This window comes from Bacillus sp. XB1 (assembly GCF_053557995.1).
Genome location: NZ_JBNRIL010000001.1, coordinates 761,140 through 779,476 on the forward strand (window position 1 = coordinate 761,140; position 18,337 = coordinate 779,476).

Genomic DNA, 18,337 nt, shown 5'->3' on the forward strand with positions numbered 1-18,337 from the left:
TCTTATTTAACAAGCTCTTTTAAGGTGGTAAATAGAAAAAAATTACAGTTTGAAATTATCTCGAAAAAGCTTACGTATCCTTAAGTGACTAAATCGAGTACCTTTTTATGGGATTATTCTTTCTGTAATGGTAAGATTATTCTGAAAAATAAAAAGGAGGGACTCTAATGTGTACAAAAGAACAAATTTCAAACTCATTTCGAAACTTTTCAATAAAGGAATGTAAAGGGTCAAGTGATTTATATGAATATTTATCAATGAAAATTGCTGAAGATGAGGAAGTACTTACACTATCGTCCTATGCTCAGGTAGGTCAACCAGTCCCAAACTTACTATTAGGTGCAGTACATTATTTATTGCTAGCAGGGAAAGAACATCATTTAAAAACGTATTATAGTAGTTTAGTTGAAAATGCTGATACAAATTTAGATAAAGCTTTTAATCATTTTAAAGATTTCTGTAAAGAGTATCGAGAAGAAATCATTACTTTGTTACAAACGAAACTCATTCAAACAAATGAAGTAAGACGGTGCGCATACTTATACCCAAGTTTCTGCTACATATTTAACAAAGTGAAGAAGCCGTTAGCGTTAATTGAAATTGGGACAAGTTCTGGGTTGCAACTGTTCTGGGACCAATATTGTTATTCGTACGGGACGGATGAAATGTACGGAAATATAAATTCAAATGTGCATGTAACTTCTGAAATAAGAGGGGAGAATGTACCGCATTTTCTAAAAGAAAGCCCATCTGTCGTAGAAAGAATCGGACTGGACTTACATGTGAATGATTTACATGATGAGGAAGATTATTTATGGTTACGTGCTTTAATTTGGCCAGAGCATAAAGAAAGGCTTGAGATGTTTGATCAAGCTGCATCTTTAGTGAAAAATGAATCTGTCCAATTAATAGAAGGAGACGGTGTAGAGCTATTATCATCTATTATTGAACAAATAAGTGAAGAAGCTGTTATTTGTATTTTCCATACACACGTCGCAAATCAAATACCAGAACAAGTAAAACATAAGTTAGAAAAACAAATACAAGAAATTGGCGCAAAACGTGATGTATTCCACCTGTATAACAACATGTGGGATCGTGACCTTCATATTGATTATTATATTAACGGAAACGAATATCGTGAAACGGTTGGAGAAACAGAAGGGCATGGGAGATGGTTTAGCTGGAAGATTGGAAATGAGACGCTTATTTAGATTAATAGGGGCGCCCTCACTTGTAAAAGAAGGGACCATAGGCTCAAGCATTGACTAAATGGTTAAGGAATAAATGTATTAGTAACATACAAAAAATGCTTCGGAGAAATCCTAAGCATTTTTTGAATTACATTTAAACCCCATAATGGATCATGTACTTCTGTTCTGCTGCAGCTTGTACAATTTTTGAAGCTAACTCATTCAGCTCATCAGATTTTCTGAAGAACTTTGAAGATGTAACTGTTTCATAGAGAATTGCTAAAGATTCAGGAGGGATAATTGTAATACCACAATAAGCTAAACCGTATTCCTGATTTTTGACTGTATGAAAGTAAGTTTTCATAATTGATAAATTTTGATTTAAACTACTGATAATATCATCATTAACAGAAATACAATGATATTTCTCTGGTGTATAATCATTGTAACTTTTTTGAGAATTAAATTCGTCAATTATTCCAAAATCATGGACACATGCCATCATTATCATCCTTTCAACTTTAATAAAGTGAGTTCTATTAAAGCAAAATGGTCATTTTGTTTACGTGTAATAGAAATGATTATGTAGTTCATTAGTATAGTACTTCATAAAATATCTTCGTTTCTTCTTCGTGAAGACAGTTTACTTATCGATAAACGCATCAGGAGCCCAAGTGGCGATTTCATTCCCAGGTGCAGCGACTACAAGCCATTGCTCACATAGGACACCAGCTTGCCAACATTCATAATAATCATGAAAACCATTTAAAAAAATAATTTGTCCACTATCTAATGTAATAATTAAATGAGGGCTTTCTAAGTCAAGTTGTATATCGGTAACTTTTTGTCTTCTTATCTTAAATATTCTTTCATATTCTTCTTCCTCAGAATAAACTTCAAATTCATCTTCATTTAATGGGTATCTTTTTTGAGGTTTATTAAATAAACACCATTTTGATTCGATATTGATATATAATTGCTCGTCATAATCAACGGAGTCGTGAAAGTTTGTAAATTGAATCTTTATAGCGCCTGAAGAAATACCAAATTGTAATCCATCAACTTGTGATCCGATAAAGAGATTTTTTAACACTTTTTCAGCGTAAATTTTATCCTCTGTATTCATTCTTGAATTCCTCCTTTTCATAAAAATATACCTTATATTTTTATTGTAATAAATAAATTTTCATGTAAAATGAACCTTTTGTGAAAAACGAGCGAATATAGTGTGAAGGATCATGAGAGGGGAACGGAGCTTTGGATGAAGTACAATTAAAAGAATGGCTATATAAACGAAAGTATGTTGTCCAAAAAAGAGTTTGAGAAAGTGTTACTTTGGATTGTTGAATAGATATTTAGTAAAAGAATTAACCAATAATTATATTATGTAAACTTTATTTATAAAACACCCATTTAAAAAATGGATGTTTTATATTTTAATATATTAGGTGTAATATATAGTTTGAAAAAGCGGAATACTTTGCGGAAAGTTAAAAATATTTTTCGGATCATATTTCGCTTTTACTTCCATTAATCGGTCAAAGTTGCAACTGAAGTATGCATCTGGCCAATTTTTAATGGATAGGTCAGGCGTATTAACGTAGACACCTTTTGTAAATGGAAGCATCGCTAAGCGGAAGTCTTCAACCCATCGAATACTTCCAGCGGCACCTTCTGGTTGCTCCCAAGTAGCGAATATTGACATGTTTGATAGTGCTTTTCGGTAAAAGTAAGCAGTTGCCTCATTTGGCACCTCAGCAACAGCACCGCCTAATCCGTGGGAAAATATGGAGGTGGTAAAAAAGGGTAAGTTAAATCGTAATTTCTATTTGATTGCCTTCTGGATCACCTATTACACTTTCATAATAGCCATCTCCAGTAAAACGTGGTCCATTTAATAAAGGATAACCAGCATCTTTTATCACCTTTGTCAGTTCATTCACTCGTTCTTCACTACCGACAGAAAAAGCCATATGAGCATAGCCAGTTATGTTTAAATTAGGCTTATTTTCAACCCCTTTTTTACGCATAAGTTCAAGCCTTGCTCCAGATTCGAACGTAATAAAATAAGATTCAAATTGTTTCATTTCATTATGGTATAACGAGTTTGCTTTACCATTAAAGTATTTTATATAAAAATCACGCATACATTCTAAGTCATTTACCCAAATTGCGATATGTTCAATTTTCATAGGTTTCACCAATCCTATCTGTATCAATTAGGCTTCCACTGTATTAAATTTGCATTTGCATTGCAACAATTTTGCTTTGCTATTAAAGCTAGTTGTTAATTTTTGATTATGTACGTACATACAATATGTAATTAAGTGAATGACCATCATAGTAATTACAGAAAAGGGTGAATACAGTATATGAATCAATTTGAGCAAATGATGTACGTTGGTGTCATCATGTCTATTGTACTATCTGTAATGATTTTAGGGTCCTTATATTATAATCCTCGACTTTCATTAACTGATTATCCGAAAGATATTCAAAAAGTAGTTTTTCCAAAATCGATTCATGAAAAAAAGCAAACCATTTATTTTAATATTTTATATAATACTATTCTTTTCGGTACTCCTTTCATTTCTACATATATACTACATAAGCATGAAAAATTAATGTATATGGATGCCTATTTACACACTTTTGGTATTTTAATGATTTTCAATTTAGTAGATTTACTTATAATTGATTGGCTAATTTTTTGCTGGATTACTCCAAGGTTTGTTGTGATTCCTAGTACGGAAGGTATGAAAGGATATAAAGATTATAAGTTTCATTTAAGAGGGGCTATAGTCGCTACTCAAATTTTAGCAATCGTAAGTTTATTTTTGGCGGGAATTGCTACAACTATTTAGTGTGAAGAAGGGCATGGAGCTTTTATAAAAGATAAGGAGATTTATAATATATAGAATTAGAAATGAGAATTTGATAGTATTGGAGTAAGGAGTTTTAATAACAGTATATTAAACAATATTAATATACTGTTGCAAATGTTTTGATATTATGTAAGATTATACAATTTTACGAAGGCATTTGGTAAAATTCAAAAAAATTTAATGGAGGCTAATATGAAAAAAGTAATTGGCGCAGCAACAGCAACTGTTTTTGGATTGGGGGCGTTTACCACAACTGCTACCGCAGAAACAATTGTAACAGCAGATGTACTTAACGTACGTGAAAAACCGACTACAGAATCAAAAGTGGTCGAAAAAGTAAAGAATGGGCAAGAGTTAAAAGTCATAAATACCGAAGATGGCTGGTCAAAAATTGAGTTGAATGGTAAAGAAGTGTTTGTAAGTTCGGAGTTTACAAAAGATGTATATCATGTAACGGCGAATTTGTTAAATGTACGCACTGAAGCAAACACGGATTCAGAAATTCTTGGCAGACTAAAAAAAGATGATGTAATTGAATCAACGCATCAAGTAAAAGACGGATGGCTGCAATTTGAGTATAAAGGAAAAACTGCTTATGCAAACGTTTCTTTCCTATCAAGTACAGCACCAACTGAAAAGAAAACTGAAGAGAAAACGAAGCAAGTAGCGAAAGTACAAAAATCAGTTAAAGAAAAGAAAGAAGTAAAGACGCAGAAAGTAGCAAAAGCGAAAGAAACAACGAAAGCACAAGAAATAGTAAAGCCTAAAGAAGAGGTAAAAGTCAAAGAAGAAGTAAAAGTTAAAAAAGAAGAGAAAGCGCAAGAAATAGTAAAGCCTAAAGAAGAGGTAAAAGTCAAAGAAGAAGTAAAAGTTAAAGAAGAACCGAAAGTGCAAGAAATAGTAAAGCCTAAAGAAGAAGCAAAAGTCAAAGAAGAAGTAAAAGCGCAAGAAATAGTAAAGCCTAAAGAAGAGGCAAAAGTCAAAGAAGAACCGAAAGCGCAAGAAATAGTAAAGCCTAAAGAAGAGGCAAAAGTCAAAGAAGAACCGAAAGCGCAAGAAATAGTAAAAGCTAAAGAAGAAGAAAAAGCAAGAGAAATAGCAAAAGCTAAAGAAGAAGAAAAAGCAAGAGAAATAGCAAAAGCTAAAGAAGAAGAGAAGGCAAGAGAAATAGCAAAAGCTAAAGAAGAAGAAAAAGCAAGAGAAATAGCAAAAGCTAAAGAAGAAGAGAAAGCAAGAGAAATAGCAAAAGCTAAAGAAGAAGAGAAGGCAAGAGAAATAGCAAAAGCTAAAGAAGAAGAGAAGGCAAGAGAAATAGCAAAAGCTAAAGAAGAAGAAAAAGCAAGAGAAATAGCAAAAGCTAAAGAAGAAGAGAGAGCGAAAGAAGCATCTAAAAACAACATACAGTCTGCTAAACGTGAATTAACGGTAGTAGCGACAGCGTATACTGCTGATCCAAGTGAAAATGGTACATATGGTGGACGCGTTTTAACTGCGATGGGGCATGATTTAACGGCAAATCCGAATATGAGAATTATCGCAGTTGACCCGAAAGTAATCCCATTAGGATCTAAAGTATGGGTAGAAGGTTATGGAGAAGCTATCGCTGGTGATACTGGAAGTGCAATTAAAGGTAATCGTATTGATGTTTTAATGGGTTCAAAAAGTAAAGCTATGAATTGGGGAAGACAAACTGTTAAAGTGAAAATTTTATAGTAACAATAATTATCCAAATAGAAGTCAGTTCTCTTTATTGAGGCTGGCTTTTATTTTTTTAGTAGAAGGATAATAGGATTTTTAAATGGCTTATTACTAAATCTGTAATAAAACATAAAAATTAATTCTCTGTTTTGATTTAAAAGATGGGAGACTTGCTGAACTTAAAAGTAATGAACTAAATATTTTACCATTCGTTTCATGCTTGAACTGCGCGATGGTGTGGGAACCGCAATATTTTCAGTTAAGTGATGGAGGTAAAACAGTTCAAATCATACAGCAGCAAAATACAGAAGAATGGATAATGGAAGAGGAAGATAAGTTACCAGTTTCATTACCAAAAACAACGGTAAAGCTTATAAATATGAAAAATGAAGATATACCTACAGATGAAGATAGGTACTGGGAAGCTTTCGACTTGTTCGGTTCGGAATATGTATGTAGATTGTTAGGGGCACCATTATATGATGATCTTCCAGAGGATTTGGCGTGTCCAACTTGTTCTAAAGAGATGAAGTATGCTGCTACAATTACTCAAGATATTGAGGAACGTGGACTTATTTCAGTAGTTAATTTCCAGTTTGGGGAAATGAATATCTATTTTTATTTATGTAAAGATTGTTCAATTATAAAAACGGAAACACAAAGTACATAACAAGCCTAGCATAATATGTTAGGCTTGCTTTTTGATCGCAACATCATTAAGAATTGCATCAAATATATCTTTTTGCGTAAAGTTATCTGTAAAAATAGTTTCTCTGGCAACCTTAATAGTATCGTGCGGATTATACCATTTTTGTAGGGAATCTTCACCAATTTCGTGTCGTTTGTCCCTTGTGTTATGTCGTCTAATAGTTTCCTCTAATGATAAATCAAAGTAATATGCAAATGCATTTTCATCAAAATAACGAATTAATTCTTTTAACATCTCACCATACCTATGACTGTTCAATATACCTTCTAAAATAACAAATTCACATTTTCCTTTTCCGTACTTCGTAATTTCAAATAGTAAATCATGTGATAAATTACCCATTGTGTCGTGTACTCTAAGCATATCTCTACGTACAACATCCTGTGATACTAAAAGTGTCCCTTGTCCGAAATGTTCTTGTAGTTGTTTTGCAATCGTTGTTTTACCACTTGCGGAGTTTCCTCTAAGAATGATTAAAGTGGATGTAAATATAGGATTAGACATAATGTATTCCCCCCAAACAGTATTAATTATATAGGAAATTTTAACAAATGAAGTGAGGAAAGTGTATAATCAATATGATGGATATTTAAGGAGGGGGTAAGATGGGGGATATATTAAAAAATGCACAACCTATATGGAAACGGACTTGGTTTCGTTATCTAGGGGCATTTTTTATTGTTCAGTTACTGTTTATTTTGTGTGAAATAACTGGGTGGGTACCAAACTTTAGGCCAGGCGGAGAGTTTTTTAATAGAATATTAAATTCTCAATTTTTCACTGAATGGTTCACACTCTATACAATCCCGCAATTTAACGTATTTACAGCATTTTTTGCGATTACATTACTACCATATGCATTAGTAGGTGCAATGAAAGATGTAACAGCAAGAAAAAATATAAAGGAATAATAGAGGTAGAATATGCTTTTTCAAAAAGAAGGTTTATTGATTAGATACGTAATGGAAGATGATGCATCTATCATTTCTAAATGGTTAATGGACCCAGCAGTCCTGCGGTATTACGAAGGACGAGATAATCCGCAATCTGTAGAAAAGGTGCTTGATCATTTTATACATAGTCCAAACAGTAATGAAAAAAGATGTTTAATAGAATTTGATACCATTCCGATTGGTTACATACAAATGTACCCAGTGGATTCAGAGTGGAAAGCGTTATATGGCTATAAAGAATCACAAAATGTATGGGGTATGGACCAATTTATCGGTGAACCAGCCTATTGGGGAAAGGGAATTGGAACAAAACTCGTTCAGGCAGCAATTACATATATTATGGGTGAAATGGGAGCAGAAGCAATTGCAATGGATCCGAAAGTAAATAATGAACGGGCAATAAAGTGTTATGAAAAAAGTGGATTTAAAAAAGTAAAGATTTTAAAGGAACATGAGTTGCATGAGGGGAAGTTAGAAGATTGTTGGATGATGGAATATAAACAATAATAATGGCTTATACAAACAAAGGGGGATGTGTGAAATGAAAAAAGCATTAATCGTAATTGATGTGCAAGCGGGTATGTATACAGCTGGAATGCCAGTACATAATGGGAGAAAGTTTTTACAAACACTGCAAGAGCTTATTAGGGAATGTCGTTCAAATGATATTCCAGTTATTTATATCCAACATAACGGTCCTAAAGATCATCCGTTAGAAAAAGGTACGGATGGATGGCGAATCCATGCGGCCATCGCTCCGCAAGAAGGAGATAATATAGTTGAAAAGACGACTCCAGATTCATTCCATAATACAAACTTAAGCGAAGTGTTACAAGAGAAAGGAATTGAACACGTTATTCTTTCGGGAATGCAAACAGAGTATTGTGTAGATACGACAACGCGCAGAGCATGTAGTGAAGGATATAAAGTAACGTTAGTGAGTGATGCACATAGTACATTTAATACAGAAGTGTTACGTGCTGAAGATATTGTGAAACATCATAACGCAGTATTGGGAGCGTTTGCGGATGTTGTTGCAGTAAAAGACTTAAAAGTGGCTGCCTCTAAATAAGAGGCAGTTTTTTATTAGAAAAAATAGCGTCAAATATTGTTAGTAGGTCGGTATTTTGAAATAATCACTTATATAATTTCACGTACCATAATGAAAAAATACAAAAAAGGAGCACCACATAATTAAAAAGGGCGCTCCTGCATTAAAACGTTACTTTTTTTTATCTTTATCCAATATATTTTGTTCTTCAGCAAACTCTGTACCATATGCAAAGCGGCGATTAATACGAATGTTATCATTGTTGTGCCTTGTATGAGAGTTAGAGAAGCGATGAACGATTACTTCAGATAAAGTGAAGACGATGGCAGAAAGGATACTGCCCCATGCAATTTGCATATAGTTGTCTAATAAAATATTACCGAAAATCCATACGCTTAAATATGTTAATAAGAAATCCGACATAATGGCACCAGTATTGCCAATTCGATTTAAAATGATTTTATCAACGAACATGTAGGATACGATTGTAACAAAGAGACTGAATGAAATAATTTGAACAAACGTTGCAGGGAAAAATAAAGCAAGCCCAATGCTAAATGCGATAATGCACGATATAAACTTGATAAGCACTACTGTGAAATCATTCAAAATTTACACCTCCGATTTATACATAGTTTTTCAATAAATTCTGGAGTTCATACATTGTAACGGATTTATTTACATAAAACTTTTTCATGTTCGGAATTTAGTCTAAATATTATAAAAACAATGAAAAAATGTTATAGTAAAATGAGAGTGTATGACATTTTTAGGTAAGGGGGAATCCAGGATGTGGATTACTTCAGAAGTAGAAATTCCAGATGAGTTAATTGATCACCTTGAGCAAGGAAAGTTAGTATTATTTGTTGGAGCGGGAGTTTCTATGAAAGGGAAATCAAACTTACCGAATTTTGATGATTTAGTTGATGAAATTGCAAAAACGTTATATGTCGAAAAACGTGAAATAACAGAACCACATGATTATTATCTTGGTAAAATTGCGAAAACAAAAGATGTACATCAAGTCGCAAGAGATCTTGTTCATATAGAGAAATCAAAACCGAATCCATTGCATTATGCAATTCCAAGGCTATTTCCTTTAGATACAGATATCCGCATTGTAACAACAAATTTTGATCAACATTTTACAACAGCAATTAAAGAAATAAATAGAGATATCAATGTTTATTACGCTCCAGCTTTACCGACTGGGAGAGCTTTTAAAGGTCTTGCTTATATACATGGTAATGTAGAACAGGAGAAAGAGGCTTTAATTTTAACAGATGGTGATTTTGGAAGGGCTTACTTAACGGAAGGGTGGGCGAGAAGATTTTTAGTTGATCTATTCTCAAATTACACCGTTTTATTCATTGGATATAGTCATAATGACCCAGTAATGAAATATTTAGCAACTGGTTTACCACCAAGTACAAGACGATTTGCTTTTGTCGCACAAGGAGAAAATACGTACCATTGGGAACATTTAGGGATAAGACCAATTGTGTATCCGAATAAGGTGAATAATCATCAATCCCTCGTAAAAGCAGTAAAACGCTGGGCTGAATTAATGGGTGATAATTATATTACGAAAAGAATGCGTATTCGGGATATTGTAACGGTTCCCCCGTCAGTAGAACAGGAACAATTATCATACATAAAGCAATCGATTAAAAAAATTGAAACAGTACGTTACTTTGTGGAATTTGCTCATGATTATGAATGGGTCGAATGGTTAGAAGCAGAAGGTAAATTACAAAATTTGTTTATGCTTACGCCAAACTATAATGAAGTAGATGAATTACTTGCAGAATGGTTAGTGGAACAATTTCTTTTTAGTCATCAGAAAGAATTATTTCAATTAATTTATAAAAACTATTCTAAAATATCACCGTTATTATGGAGAACAATTTGTAACTACTTAAACGAAACGAAGAGTAAGATGGACCCGCTGTTGTTTGCAAGGTGGACACTCCTTTTATTAGAAACAGCTGAAAAAGATAGTAGCTCTATAGAAAAGATTTCTAAGTTACTGCAAAAATGTTCTTTTCCTGAGCATAAAGAAATTGCCTTATTGTTACTAACTTTTATTTTAGACGGAAAACTGAAGTTGAAACGTGTAAGAAAATGGGGGAATGATACGCAAGAATCAATAGAACTCGAGGAATCGAGTCGCTTACCAGTATCTACATTTTCTCATGTGGAGCAAATTTGGAACGAAAAGATGAGGCCATATATCGCTTATTATGCTGTTCCAATTATGATGATTGGATTAGAAAAATTGAGAATGTTGTCGTTAAGACAAACGGCACTGAAAAAAAGAAATAAGGAAAATGTAGAGAAAGAGTTTCATCAAAATGATCTTGCATTTTTAATACGAATTGTAAAAGAGTGTCTAACTTATTTATGCGAAAACAATGAGAAAAAAGCGGATTATTATATTACAGAAATGATAGAAGCAAATAGTGTACTTCAAAAGCGAATTGCAATTGATGCGATGAATAAAAATATTTTTGTTCGTGTAGATGACAAAATGAAATGGTTGTTACATGAAGGACTTCTTTTAGATTTCACTTATAAACACGAAGTTTTTCAACTTTTAAAAAGGCATTATGCACATTGTTTAGAAAAAACAAAAGAAGAAGTCACTCGAACTGTAATAAAGCATCTTACAGAAGAGAGGGTATTTAATGCATGTCTCGTATTAGACTTATTATTCAAGTGTGATTCGAATAGCCCATCTACGGCAAATGGGTATGAGTTAATGAAGCAAAAGCATCCTCATTTTCATTCTGAACGATACAGTGTACAAAAGAAAGAAGATACAGCAGAAAGCATTACTTGTAATGTAACTGCTGACGGATTATTGCAGCTGAAAGATGTTGAAATTATGAAGCAAGTTCAGCAATTTTCGCAAGATGGTGTTTTTGAACAACGCCATTTTTTAGAGATGTTATCAAAAGCATGTAAATTAAACACAGAGTGGAGTATTTCATTTGCATACCAATTAGTAGGAGTGCAAGAAATAAGTAATGAAGTATGGTTTGTTTGTATTAGAGAATGGCGAAATAATCGAGGATTGACGAATGAGCAAATCCAAAAAATTATTCCGCTATTGCAGAAATTTGTTAGAAATACTGCTTTTCATTGGTTAATTAGTAGTTTTCTATATGAAATTAGTAATCGACTAGAAGAGTTAGAAGAGAACAGTATACGTGTTGTAAAACGATTTGCTTTTTCAGTGTTCCCTCAAGTTATGAAGAGTGATACAGACTTTAAGCTTGGGAAACAAGATTTTTATAATGAATCAATTCAGCATCCAGTTGGAAAAATGACGGCTGTATTATTAAAGTTGTTATCATATGATCATTTATACGATCGTAATGTATATGAATATTTATTTTTATTTGAAGAACAAGTAAGAGTTAATTCGGAACGAACAAACTTTATGTTTGCTCGTTTAATAGCAGATATTACATTTCTATATCATATTGAAAAACAATGGTGCCGAAAATATTTGTTACCATACTTAGATTTAAAAAAACAAAATGAGATTACGGAATATGCATGGGCCGGCTTATGTTACACGCAAATAAATTTACCTTTATTTACAGAAATGAAGCGATTTATTAAGTATGCGATAGAACATTTGGAAGTATTACATCCGCATACGAGAGAAGCTTTCTTGAAGTGGCTTAGCTTTGTATTTATTAAATGTGTACTATATTGGGAGCAAAAAACAAATTGGTTATACCCGTTACTCATACTAGAAAATGAAGAAAATAAAATTAAGTTTATGCAGTTTTTATGCTATTACGTCAAAACATTAAGTGTAAAAGAACAACAAAAGTTTTGGACAGCTTGGCTCAGTGTATTTTTGCGAGAACGACCAAAAATGGGTGAGATAACTGCGAGAGAATATGTGATGCTTTTACGTATTATTTTATACATGGATGAAATATTAGAAAAAGGATTATGTATTATGTCTCGTGCATTTTCAAGTGTACATGGTAAATGTACAGGTGAGGAAATGAAGCGGTTATTGATTGAAATGCTTCATAAAAAAGAAAGTATGAAAGCGCATAAAGAAATGTTTGCAAATGTGTTTTTTATTTTACTACAAACATGTCACGAAGCCGTTTTATTTGAAAAAGAAATCATACAAATAAAAGAATTATTAGTTCAGTATGAAGTAGAGGAATATGTTTTACATTTACTAGAAAATGAAATAATTCGCATAGGAATTGTAATGGGTGATTTACAAAAAGAATTATAGGACGAAAGTGGAATTTTAAAAAATATATAAAAAGTTGTTGACAGTGTTTTGAAAAGCGTTCTATAATACGAATCATACTTATTCAATTTCAAAAACATTTGAATAAACAAAGTGCAATGAAGAGATCACAGTAGTGGTTAGTCTTACTGTAACAGAGAGCTGGTGGTTGGTGTGAACCAGTACAGGGATAATCATGAATTACAGTCTTGGAGCATCTTTTTCGTAATAAAGATAGTTTGTCTTTATGAGGAAAAAGCGGTCAATTGATCGTTAACAGTGAAGAGAGGTAGACGGAAAGTTAGTCTACAACTAGGGTGGTACCGCGATAAATATCGTCCCTACTGATTTATTCAGTAGGGACTTTTTGTATTTTAGTGGTTCAACTTGAAAATTAAATAGTCATGCATTGAAAGGAAAAGCAGTAGTTGTTGTTTCCCTGTAACAGAGAGCTGGTGGTTGGTGCAAACCAGTATATAAACAAGAGCGAATTACAGTCCTGGAGCATCTTTTTCGTAGTAAAGATAGTATTGTCTTTATGAAGGGAAAGACGGTCAGATGATCGTTAACAATGAAGAGAGGTAGACGAAAGAAGTCTACAACTAGGGTGGTACCGCGATAAATATCGTCCCTACTGATTGAATCAGTAGGGCTTTTTTGTACAAAAAAGTGGGTTTTTAACTAGTAGTTCATGTCTTTGTACGAATTATTAGTTTAAAATAAGAAGAGGTATCGATTCCACTATAAATTTGTATAATTAGTCAGTTCAGAAAATAGAGAATTTTTTATTCTCTTACTATACTTTTAAAACATTAGAGGAGGATTTCCAAATGGCAAATCATGAATTAGATCAATTACGTAAACAGGTAGATGAAATTAACTTACAACTATTACACCTTTTAAACAAACGTGGTGAAATTGTTCAAAAAATTGGAGAGCAAAAGCAAGTACAAGGCACGAAACGCTTTGATCCAGTACGTGAGCGTGAAGTACTTGATATGATTGCAGAGCATAACGAAGGACCATTCGAAACATCAACAGTTCAACATATTTTCAAAACGATTTTCAAAGCAAGCTTAGAGTTACAAGAAGATGATAACCGTAAAGCGTTACTAGTATCACGTAAAAAGAAACAAGAAAATACAATTGTTGATGTAAAAGGTGAATTGATTGGAAACGGAACACAAACGTTCATCATGGGACCTTGTGCAGTAGAAAGTTTAGAACAAGTTCGTCAAGTAGGGCAAGCGATGAAAGACCAAGGCTTAAAATTAATGCGCGGTGGTGCATTCAAACCGAGAACTTCTCCATATGATTTCCAAGGTTTAGGAGTAGAAGGACTTCAAATTTTACGTCAAGTAGCAGACGAGTTTGACTTAGCAATTATTAGTGAAATTTTAAATCCGAACGATGTTGAAATGGCATTAGACTACGTTGATGTAATTCAAGTTGGTGCACGTAACATGCAAAACTTCGATTTATTACGAGCTGTAGGTAAAGTTAACAAACCAGTATTATTAAAACGTGGATTAGCAGCAACAATTGATGAGTTCATTAACGCAGCGGAATACATCATTGCGCAAGGTAACGATCAAATTATTCTTTGTGAGCGCGGTATCCGCACATACGAAAGAGCAACACGTAACACATTAGACATTTCTGCAGTACCAATTTTAAAGAAAGAAACACATTTACCAGTTATCGTTGATGTAACACATTCAACTGGACGCAGAGATTTATTATTACCAACAGCGAAAGCGGCACTTGCAATTGGCGCAGATGCAGTAATGGCTGAAGTTCATCCAGATCCAGCAGTTGCATTATCAGATTCTGCACAACAAATGGACATTCCAGAATTCCATAGATTCATGGATGAGTTAAAAGGTTTCAAAAATAAATTATCTTAATTCCATATCATATATGCATTGAAGAGGAAACAGTAGTGCTTATCTCACTGTTAAAGAGAGCTGATGGTCGGTGTGAATCAGTACAAAGGTAAGCATGAATTACAGCCTTGGAGCATCTTTCCCGACAACTTTTGGAGGGTAAGACGGTCGAACGATCGTTAAAGAAGAAGAGAGGTAGACGAAAGAAGTCTACAACTAGGGTGGTACCGCGATAAACATCGTCCCTACTGAGCGCTCAGTAGGGACTTTTTTGTACAAAAAATAGTAAAGGGGCAAGAGAAATGAGATACATTACAGCTGGAGAATCACATGGACCGCAGTTAACAGTTATTTTAGAAGGTGTACCAGCAGGTTTGACACTTACGGCGGAACATATTAATAAAGAATTATTAAGAAGACAAAAAGGTCATGGACGCGGAAGACGTATGCAAATTGAAACAGATACAGTTGAAATTGTAAGTGGTGTTCGTCACGGGATGACACTTGGATCACCGATTACGTTAATTGTAAAAAATGATGATTTCAAACATTGGACGAAAGTAATGGGTGCAGAGCCAATTTCGGAAAAAGAAAGTAAAGACATGAAACGTACAATTACAAAACCACGTCCCGGACATGCAGATTTAAATGGAGCAATTAAATATGGTCATCGTGATATAAGAAACGTATTAGAGCGGTCATCTGCAAGAGAAACGACAGTTCGTGTAGCTGCTGGTGCAGTTGCAAAACAAATTTTAAGCGAATTAGGCGTGGGAATTGCAGGACATGTTCTTGAAATTGGTGGAGTAAAAGCAAAACATATTTCAAACTTATCAATTGAAGAAATTCAAACAATTACTGAAAACTCACCAGTTCGATGTTTAGATAAAGAAGTAGAGCAAGAAATGATGAATGCGATTGACAACGCAAAAAGTAGTGGAGATTCAATCGGTGGTATTGTGGAAGTCATTGCAGAAGGTATGCCGATTGGCGTTGGTAGTTACGTTCATTACGATCGTAAATTAGATGCAAAACTTGCTGGTGCAATTATGAGTATAAATGCATTTAAAGGTGCTGAAATCGGCGTAGGTTTTGAAGCGGCACGACAACCAGGAAGCAAAGTGCATGATGAAATTCTGTGGGATGAAAAAAAAGGATACACGAGAAAAACGAATAATGCCGGCGGTTTAGAAGGCGGTATGACAACAGGTATGCCAATTATCGTAAGAGGCGTGATGAAGCCAATTCCTACTTTATACAAACCGTTAGCAAGCGTTGATATCGATACGAAAGAAGCATTCCAAGCGAGTATTGAAAGATCTGATAGTTGCGCAGTACCAGCAGCGGGTGTAGTAGCTGAATCTGTTGTGGCATGGGAACTTGCAGATGCACTAGTCGAACAATTCGGAAAAGATCGTATGGAATTATTAAAACAAAACATTATGCAACACAATAACTACGCAAAAGAATTTTAATAAAAAGGTGGGTTTAACGTGCAAGTAAAAGATCAACTATCATCATTACAACCATATAAACCAGGTAAATCACCAGAACAAATGAAAGAAGTGTACGGAGATCATTCGTTTGTGAAATTAGCATCGAATGAAAATCCATTTGGTTGTTCACCGAGAGTTTTAGAAGAGTTGCAAAACTCTTGGTTGGAACATGCTTTATATCCTGACGGAGGTGCTACAACGCTCCGTCAAACAATCGCAGATAAGTTGCATGTGCAAATGGAACAAGTACTTTGTGGTAGTGGTTTAGATGAAATCATTCAAATAATAAGCCGCGCCGTATTACGAGCGGGAGATAACATTGTAACAGCAGGTGCAACATTCCCGCAGTACCGCCATCATGCGATTATTGAAGGGTGTGAAGTGAAAGAAATTCCTTTAAATAAAGGTGTATACGATTTAGACGAAATTTCGTCAGCGGTAAATAATAATACGAAAATCGTATGGATTTGTAATCCAAACAACCCGACGGGCACATATGTGAATGAGCAAAAATTAACTCAATTTATTGAAGGCATTAGTGAAAATACGTTAATTGTCATTGATGAAGCGTACTATGAATACGTAACAGCAAAAGATTTCCCTAAGACATTACCGCTTTTAGAAAAACATAAAAACATTCTTGTACTTAGAACGTTTTCTAAAGCATACGGATTAGCTTCTTTCCGCGTTGGATATGCGATCGGACAGGAAGAGCTAATTGAGAAATTAAATGTCGTACGTTTACCATTTAACGTATCTTCATTAGCGCAAAAAGCAGCGACGATTGCTTTTGGTGATGACGAGTTTATTAAAGAAATAGTTCACATGAATACAGAAGGATTACAGCAATACGAGAGTTTCTGTAAGGAAAACGGTATACCATTTTATTCGTCACAAACTAATTTCATCTTCTTACCGGTAGATAATGCTGGAGAGATTTATGAAGCTTGTGCACATGCAGGATTTATTATTCGTCCATTCCCAAAGGGTGTCCGTATTACAGTTGGAACAAGGGAGCAAAATGAAGGAGTGATTTCAGTGTTAAAACAACACTTTGAAAATAAAAAAAATAAGTCTCGAGATGAGACAAATGCGTAAAAAGGTAGTATTAATTGGAACAGGTTTAATAGGAGGCTCTCTCGCATTAGCAATTAAGAAAGAGCACGATGTAACGATAACAGGGTACGATATATTTAAAGAGCAAGTAGAGCGTGCAAAAGAATTACACGTAGTAGATGAAATAGGAGTTGATTTACAGCGTGCATGTGAAGAGGCACATTTAATTGTTTTTGCTTCTCCAGTTGAAGAAACGAAGAAGCTATTACACAAACTTGCGTCATTCCGTTTACGAGAAGATGTTATAGTGACTGATGTTGGTAGTACAAAAGGGTCTATTATGAACGAAGCGGAAGCTTTATTTTCAAAGGATGTTTCTTTCATTGGTGGACATCCGATGGCGGGTTCTCATAAAACGGGAGTTGAAAGTGCAAAGGCACATTTGTTTGAAAATGCATTTTACATTTTAACACCGATGAATCACGTGCCAAATAAACAAGTGGAAGACCTTAAAGTATGGTTAAAAGGAACAGGGTCACATTTTCTTGTTTTAAATACGGAAGAACATGATTATGTAACAGGGATCGTTAGTCATTTTCCGCACCTTATCGCAGCAGGTTTAGTAAAGCAAGTTGAGAAACATGCAGGAGATAATCCGCTCATTCATCAACTAGCTGCTGGAGGTTTCAAAGACATTACACGTATCGCATCTAGTAGTCCAAAAATGTGGAGTGATATTGTAAAGCAAAATCGAGAGCATTTAATGGTATTATTAAAAGAGTGGATCTCTGAAATGGAAGATTTATATAAAACAGTTTCTACCGGAGATGCAGGCGAGATTCAAAACTATTTTGCAGATGCGAAAGAATACCGTGATTCTTTACCAGTAAGAAAGAGAGGGGCAATTCCTGCCTATCACGACTTATACGTCGATGTATTAGATAAGGTGGGGGCATTGGCTCATATTACGAGTATTTTAGCGCGCGAGGAAATTAGTATTACGAACTTGCAAATATTAGAAGCGCGTGAAGGACTGCTTGGGGTATTACGTATTAGCTTCCAAAGGGAAGAAGATCGTATGAAAGCAAAGCTAGCGCTTGGAGAAGAAGAATACCAAACTTATGAAACAATTTAAATGAG

General features: G+C 34.2%; 17 protein-coding genes, 1 pseudogene and 3 other annotated features. Of the genes and pseudogenes, 12 read left to right on the top strand and 6 right to left on the bottom strand.

Going from position 1 to position 18,337, the window contains the following annotated elements:
* Positions 1–167 precede the first annotated feature (167 nt).
* Positions 168–1,214, top strand: coding sequence for a DUF2332 domain-containing protein (locus ACK1U5_RS03720; protein ID WP_113710667.1), 1,047 nt, complete (start codon positions 168–170; stop codon positions 1,212–1,214).
* Between the two features lie 133 nt (positions 1,215–1,347).
* Here the strand turns inward: ACK1U5_RS03720 and ACK1U5_RS03725 are convergent, their stop codons facing one another.
* The 4 genes from ACK1U5_RS03725 to ACK1U5_RS03740 form a co-directional block, all read right to left on the bottom strand.
* Positions 1,348–1,698 (bottom strand): short-chain dehydrogenase, encoded by a 351-nt coding sequence (locus tag ACK1U5_RS03725; RefSeq protein ID WP_113710668.1) that lies wholly within the window; start codon positions 1,696–1,698, stop codon positions 1,348–1,350.
* Positions 1,699–1,836: 138 nt separating this feature from the next.
* The gene (locus ACK1U5_RS03730) at positions 1,837–2,319 is read right to left on the bottom strand and encodes a hypothetical protein (protein ID WP_001090921.1); all 483 of its coding nucleotides are present in this window, start codon (positions 2,317–2,319) and stop codon (positions 1,837–1,839) included.
* A 318-nt stretch (positions 2,320–2,637) separates the two neighbouring features.
* Positions 2,638–2,946: a BBE domain-containing protein gene (locus ACK1U5_RS03735; RefSeq protein ID WP_002196612.1), complete on the bottom strand. Its 309-nt coding sequence runs from the start codon at positions 2,944–2,946 to the stop codon at positions 2,638–2,640.
* A gap of 58 nt (positions 2,947–3,004) precedes the next feature.
* On the bottom strand, positions 3,005–3,385 hold the full coding sequence (locus ACK1U5_RS03740; protein WP_000687533.1) for a VOC family protein: 381 nt from the start codon (positions 3,383–3,385) through the stop codon (positions 3,005–3,007).
* Positions 3,386–3,565: 180 nt separating this feature from the next.
* On the opposite strand from ACK1U5_RS03740, the gene ACK1U5_RS03745 reads away from it, so the two are divergent.
* The 3 genes and pseudogenes from ACK1U5_RS03745 to ACK1U5_RS03755 form a co-directional block, all read left to right on the top strand.
* Positions 3,566–4,057, top strand: a complete 492-nt coding sequence (locus tag ACK1U5_RS03745; RefSeq protein WP_001071234.1) for a hypothetical protein — start codon at positions 3,566–3,568, stop codon at positions 4,055–4,057.
* Between the two features lie 213 nt (positions 4,058–4,270).
* Positions 4,271–5,791 carry a cell wall-binding protein EntB gene (gene entB, locus ACK1U5_RS03750; RefSeq protein WP_157686416.1) on the top strand — a complete coding sequence of 507 codons (1,521 nt, stop codon included), beginning with the start codon at positions 4,271–4,273 and terminating at the stop codon, positions 5,789–5,791.
* A gap of 124 nt (positions 5,792–5,915) precedes the next feature.
* A pseudogene (locus tag ACK1U5_RS03755) lies at positions 5,916–6,446 on the top strand (hypothetical protein); the annotation flags it as partial.
* Positions 6,447–6,464: 18 nt separating this feature from the next.
* On the opposite strand, the gene ACK1U5_RS03760 reads toward ACK1U5_RS03755, so the two are convergent.
* The gene (locus ACK1U5_RS03760; protein WP_087875480.1) at positions 6,465–6,989 is read right to left on the bottom strand and encodes a kinase; all 525 of its coding nucleotides are present in this window, start codon (positions 6,987–6,989) and stop codon (positions 6,465–6,467) included.
* Positions 6,990–7,090: 101 nt separating this feature from the next.
* Between ACK1U5_RS03760 and ACK1U5_RS03765 the strand changes: the two genes are divergently transcribed.
* The 3 genes from ACK1U5_RS03765 to ACK1U5_RS03775 are packed head-to-tail and all read left to right on the top strand — an operon-like array spanning position 7,091 to position 8,510.
* On the top strand, positions 7,091–7,396 hold the full coding sequence (locus ACK1U5_RS03765; protein WP_000502342.1) for a YfzA family protein: 306 nt from the start codon (positions 7,091–7,093) through the stop codon (positions 7,394–7,396).
* Positions 7,397–7,408: 12 nt separating this feature from the next.
* Complete coding sequence (locus tag ACK1U5_RS03770; protein WP_087875479.1) at positions 7,409–7,945, top strand: GNAT family N-acetyltransferase; 537 nt, start codon at positions 7,409–7,411, stop codon at positions 7,943–7,945.
* Between the two features lie 34 nt (positions 7,946–7,979).
* Complete coding sequence (locus tag ACK1U5_RS03775; protein ID WP_087875478.1) at positions 7,980–8,510, top strand: cysteine hydrolase family protein; 531 nt, start codon at positions 7,980–7,982, stop codon at positions 8,508–8,510.
* A 150-nt stretch (positions 8,511–8,660) separates the two neighbouring features.
* On the opposite strand, the gene ACK1U5_RS03780 is transcribed toward ACK1U5_RS03775, so the two are convergent.
* Entirely contained in the window at positions 8,661–9,098 is a 438-nt protein-coding gene (locus tag ACK1U5_RS03780; RefSeq protein WP_000997702.1) for a YndM family protein, read from the bottom strand.
* A 181-nt stretch (positions 9,099–9,279) separates the two neighbouring features.
* Here ACK1U5_RS03780 and ACK1U5_RS03785 point away from each other — a divergent pair, with 181 nt between their 5' ends.
* The 5 genes from ACK1U5_RS03785 to tyrA all read left to right on the top strand — a co-directional run bounded on the left by ACK1U5_RS03785 (position 9,280) and on the right by tyrA (position 18,332).
* A complete protein-coding gene (locus ACK1U5_RS03785; RefSeq protein ID WP_100240323.1) occupies positions 9,280–12,762 on the top strand; it encodes a DUF4020 domain-containing protein in 3,483 nt (1,160 codons plus the stop codon).
* 107 nt (positions 12,763–12,869) lie between these two features.
* Positions 12,870–13,105: a binding site (T-box leader), on the top strand.
* A 54-nt stretch (positions 13,106–13,159) separates the two neighbouring features.
* Positions 13,160–13,395, top strand: a binding site (T-box leader).
* Between the two features lie 194 nt (positions 13,396–13,589).
* On the top strand, positions 13,590–14,666 hold the full coding sequence (locus tag ACK1U5_RS03790; protein ID WP_001273575.1) for a bifunctional 3-deoxy-7-phosphoheptulonate synthase/chorismate mutase: 1,077 nt from the start codon (positions 13,590–13,592) through the stop codon (positions 14,664–14,666).
* Positions 14,667–14,675: 9 nt separating this feature from the next.
* Positions 14,676–14,895, top strand: a binding site (T-box leader).
* Between the two features lie 52 nt (positions 14,896–14,947).
* Positions 14,948–16,120 carry a chorismate synthase gene (gene aroC, locus ACK1U5_RS03795; protein WP_001269429.1) on the top strand — a complete coding sequence of 391 codons (1,173 nt, stop codon included), beginning with the start codon at positions 14,948–14,950 and terminating at the stop codon, positions 16,118–16,120.
* Positions 16,121–16,138: 18 nt separating this feature from the next.
* A complete protein-coding gene (gene hisC / locus ACK1U5_RS03800; protein WP_061139164.1) occupies positions 16,139–17,239 on the top strand; it encodes a histidinol-phosphate transaminase in 1,101 nt (366 codons plus the stop codon).
* Complete coding sequence (gene tyrA / locus ACK1U5_RS03805) at positions 17,232–18,332, top strand: prephenate dehydrogenase (RefSeq protein ID WP_001228131.1); 1,101 nt, start codon at positions 17,232–17,234, stop codon at positions 18,330–18,332. The genes hisC and tyrA overlap by 8 nt, the downstream gene beginning before the upstream one ends.
* The last annotated feature ends 5 nt before the right edge of the window (positions 18,333–18,337 follow it).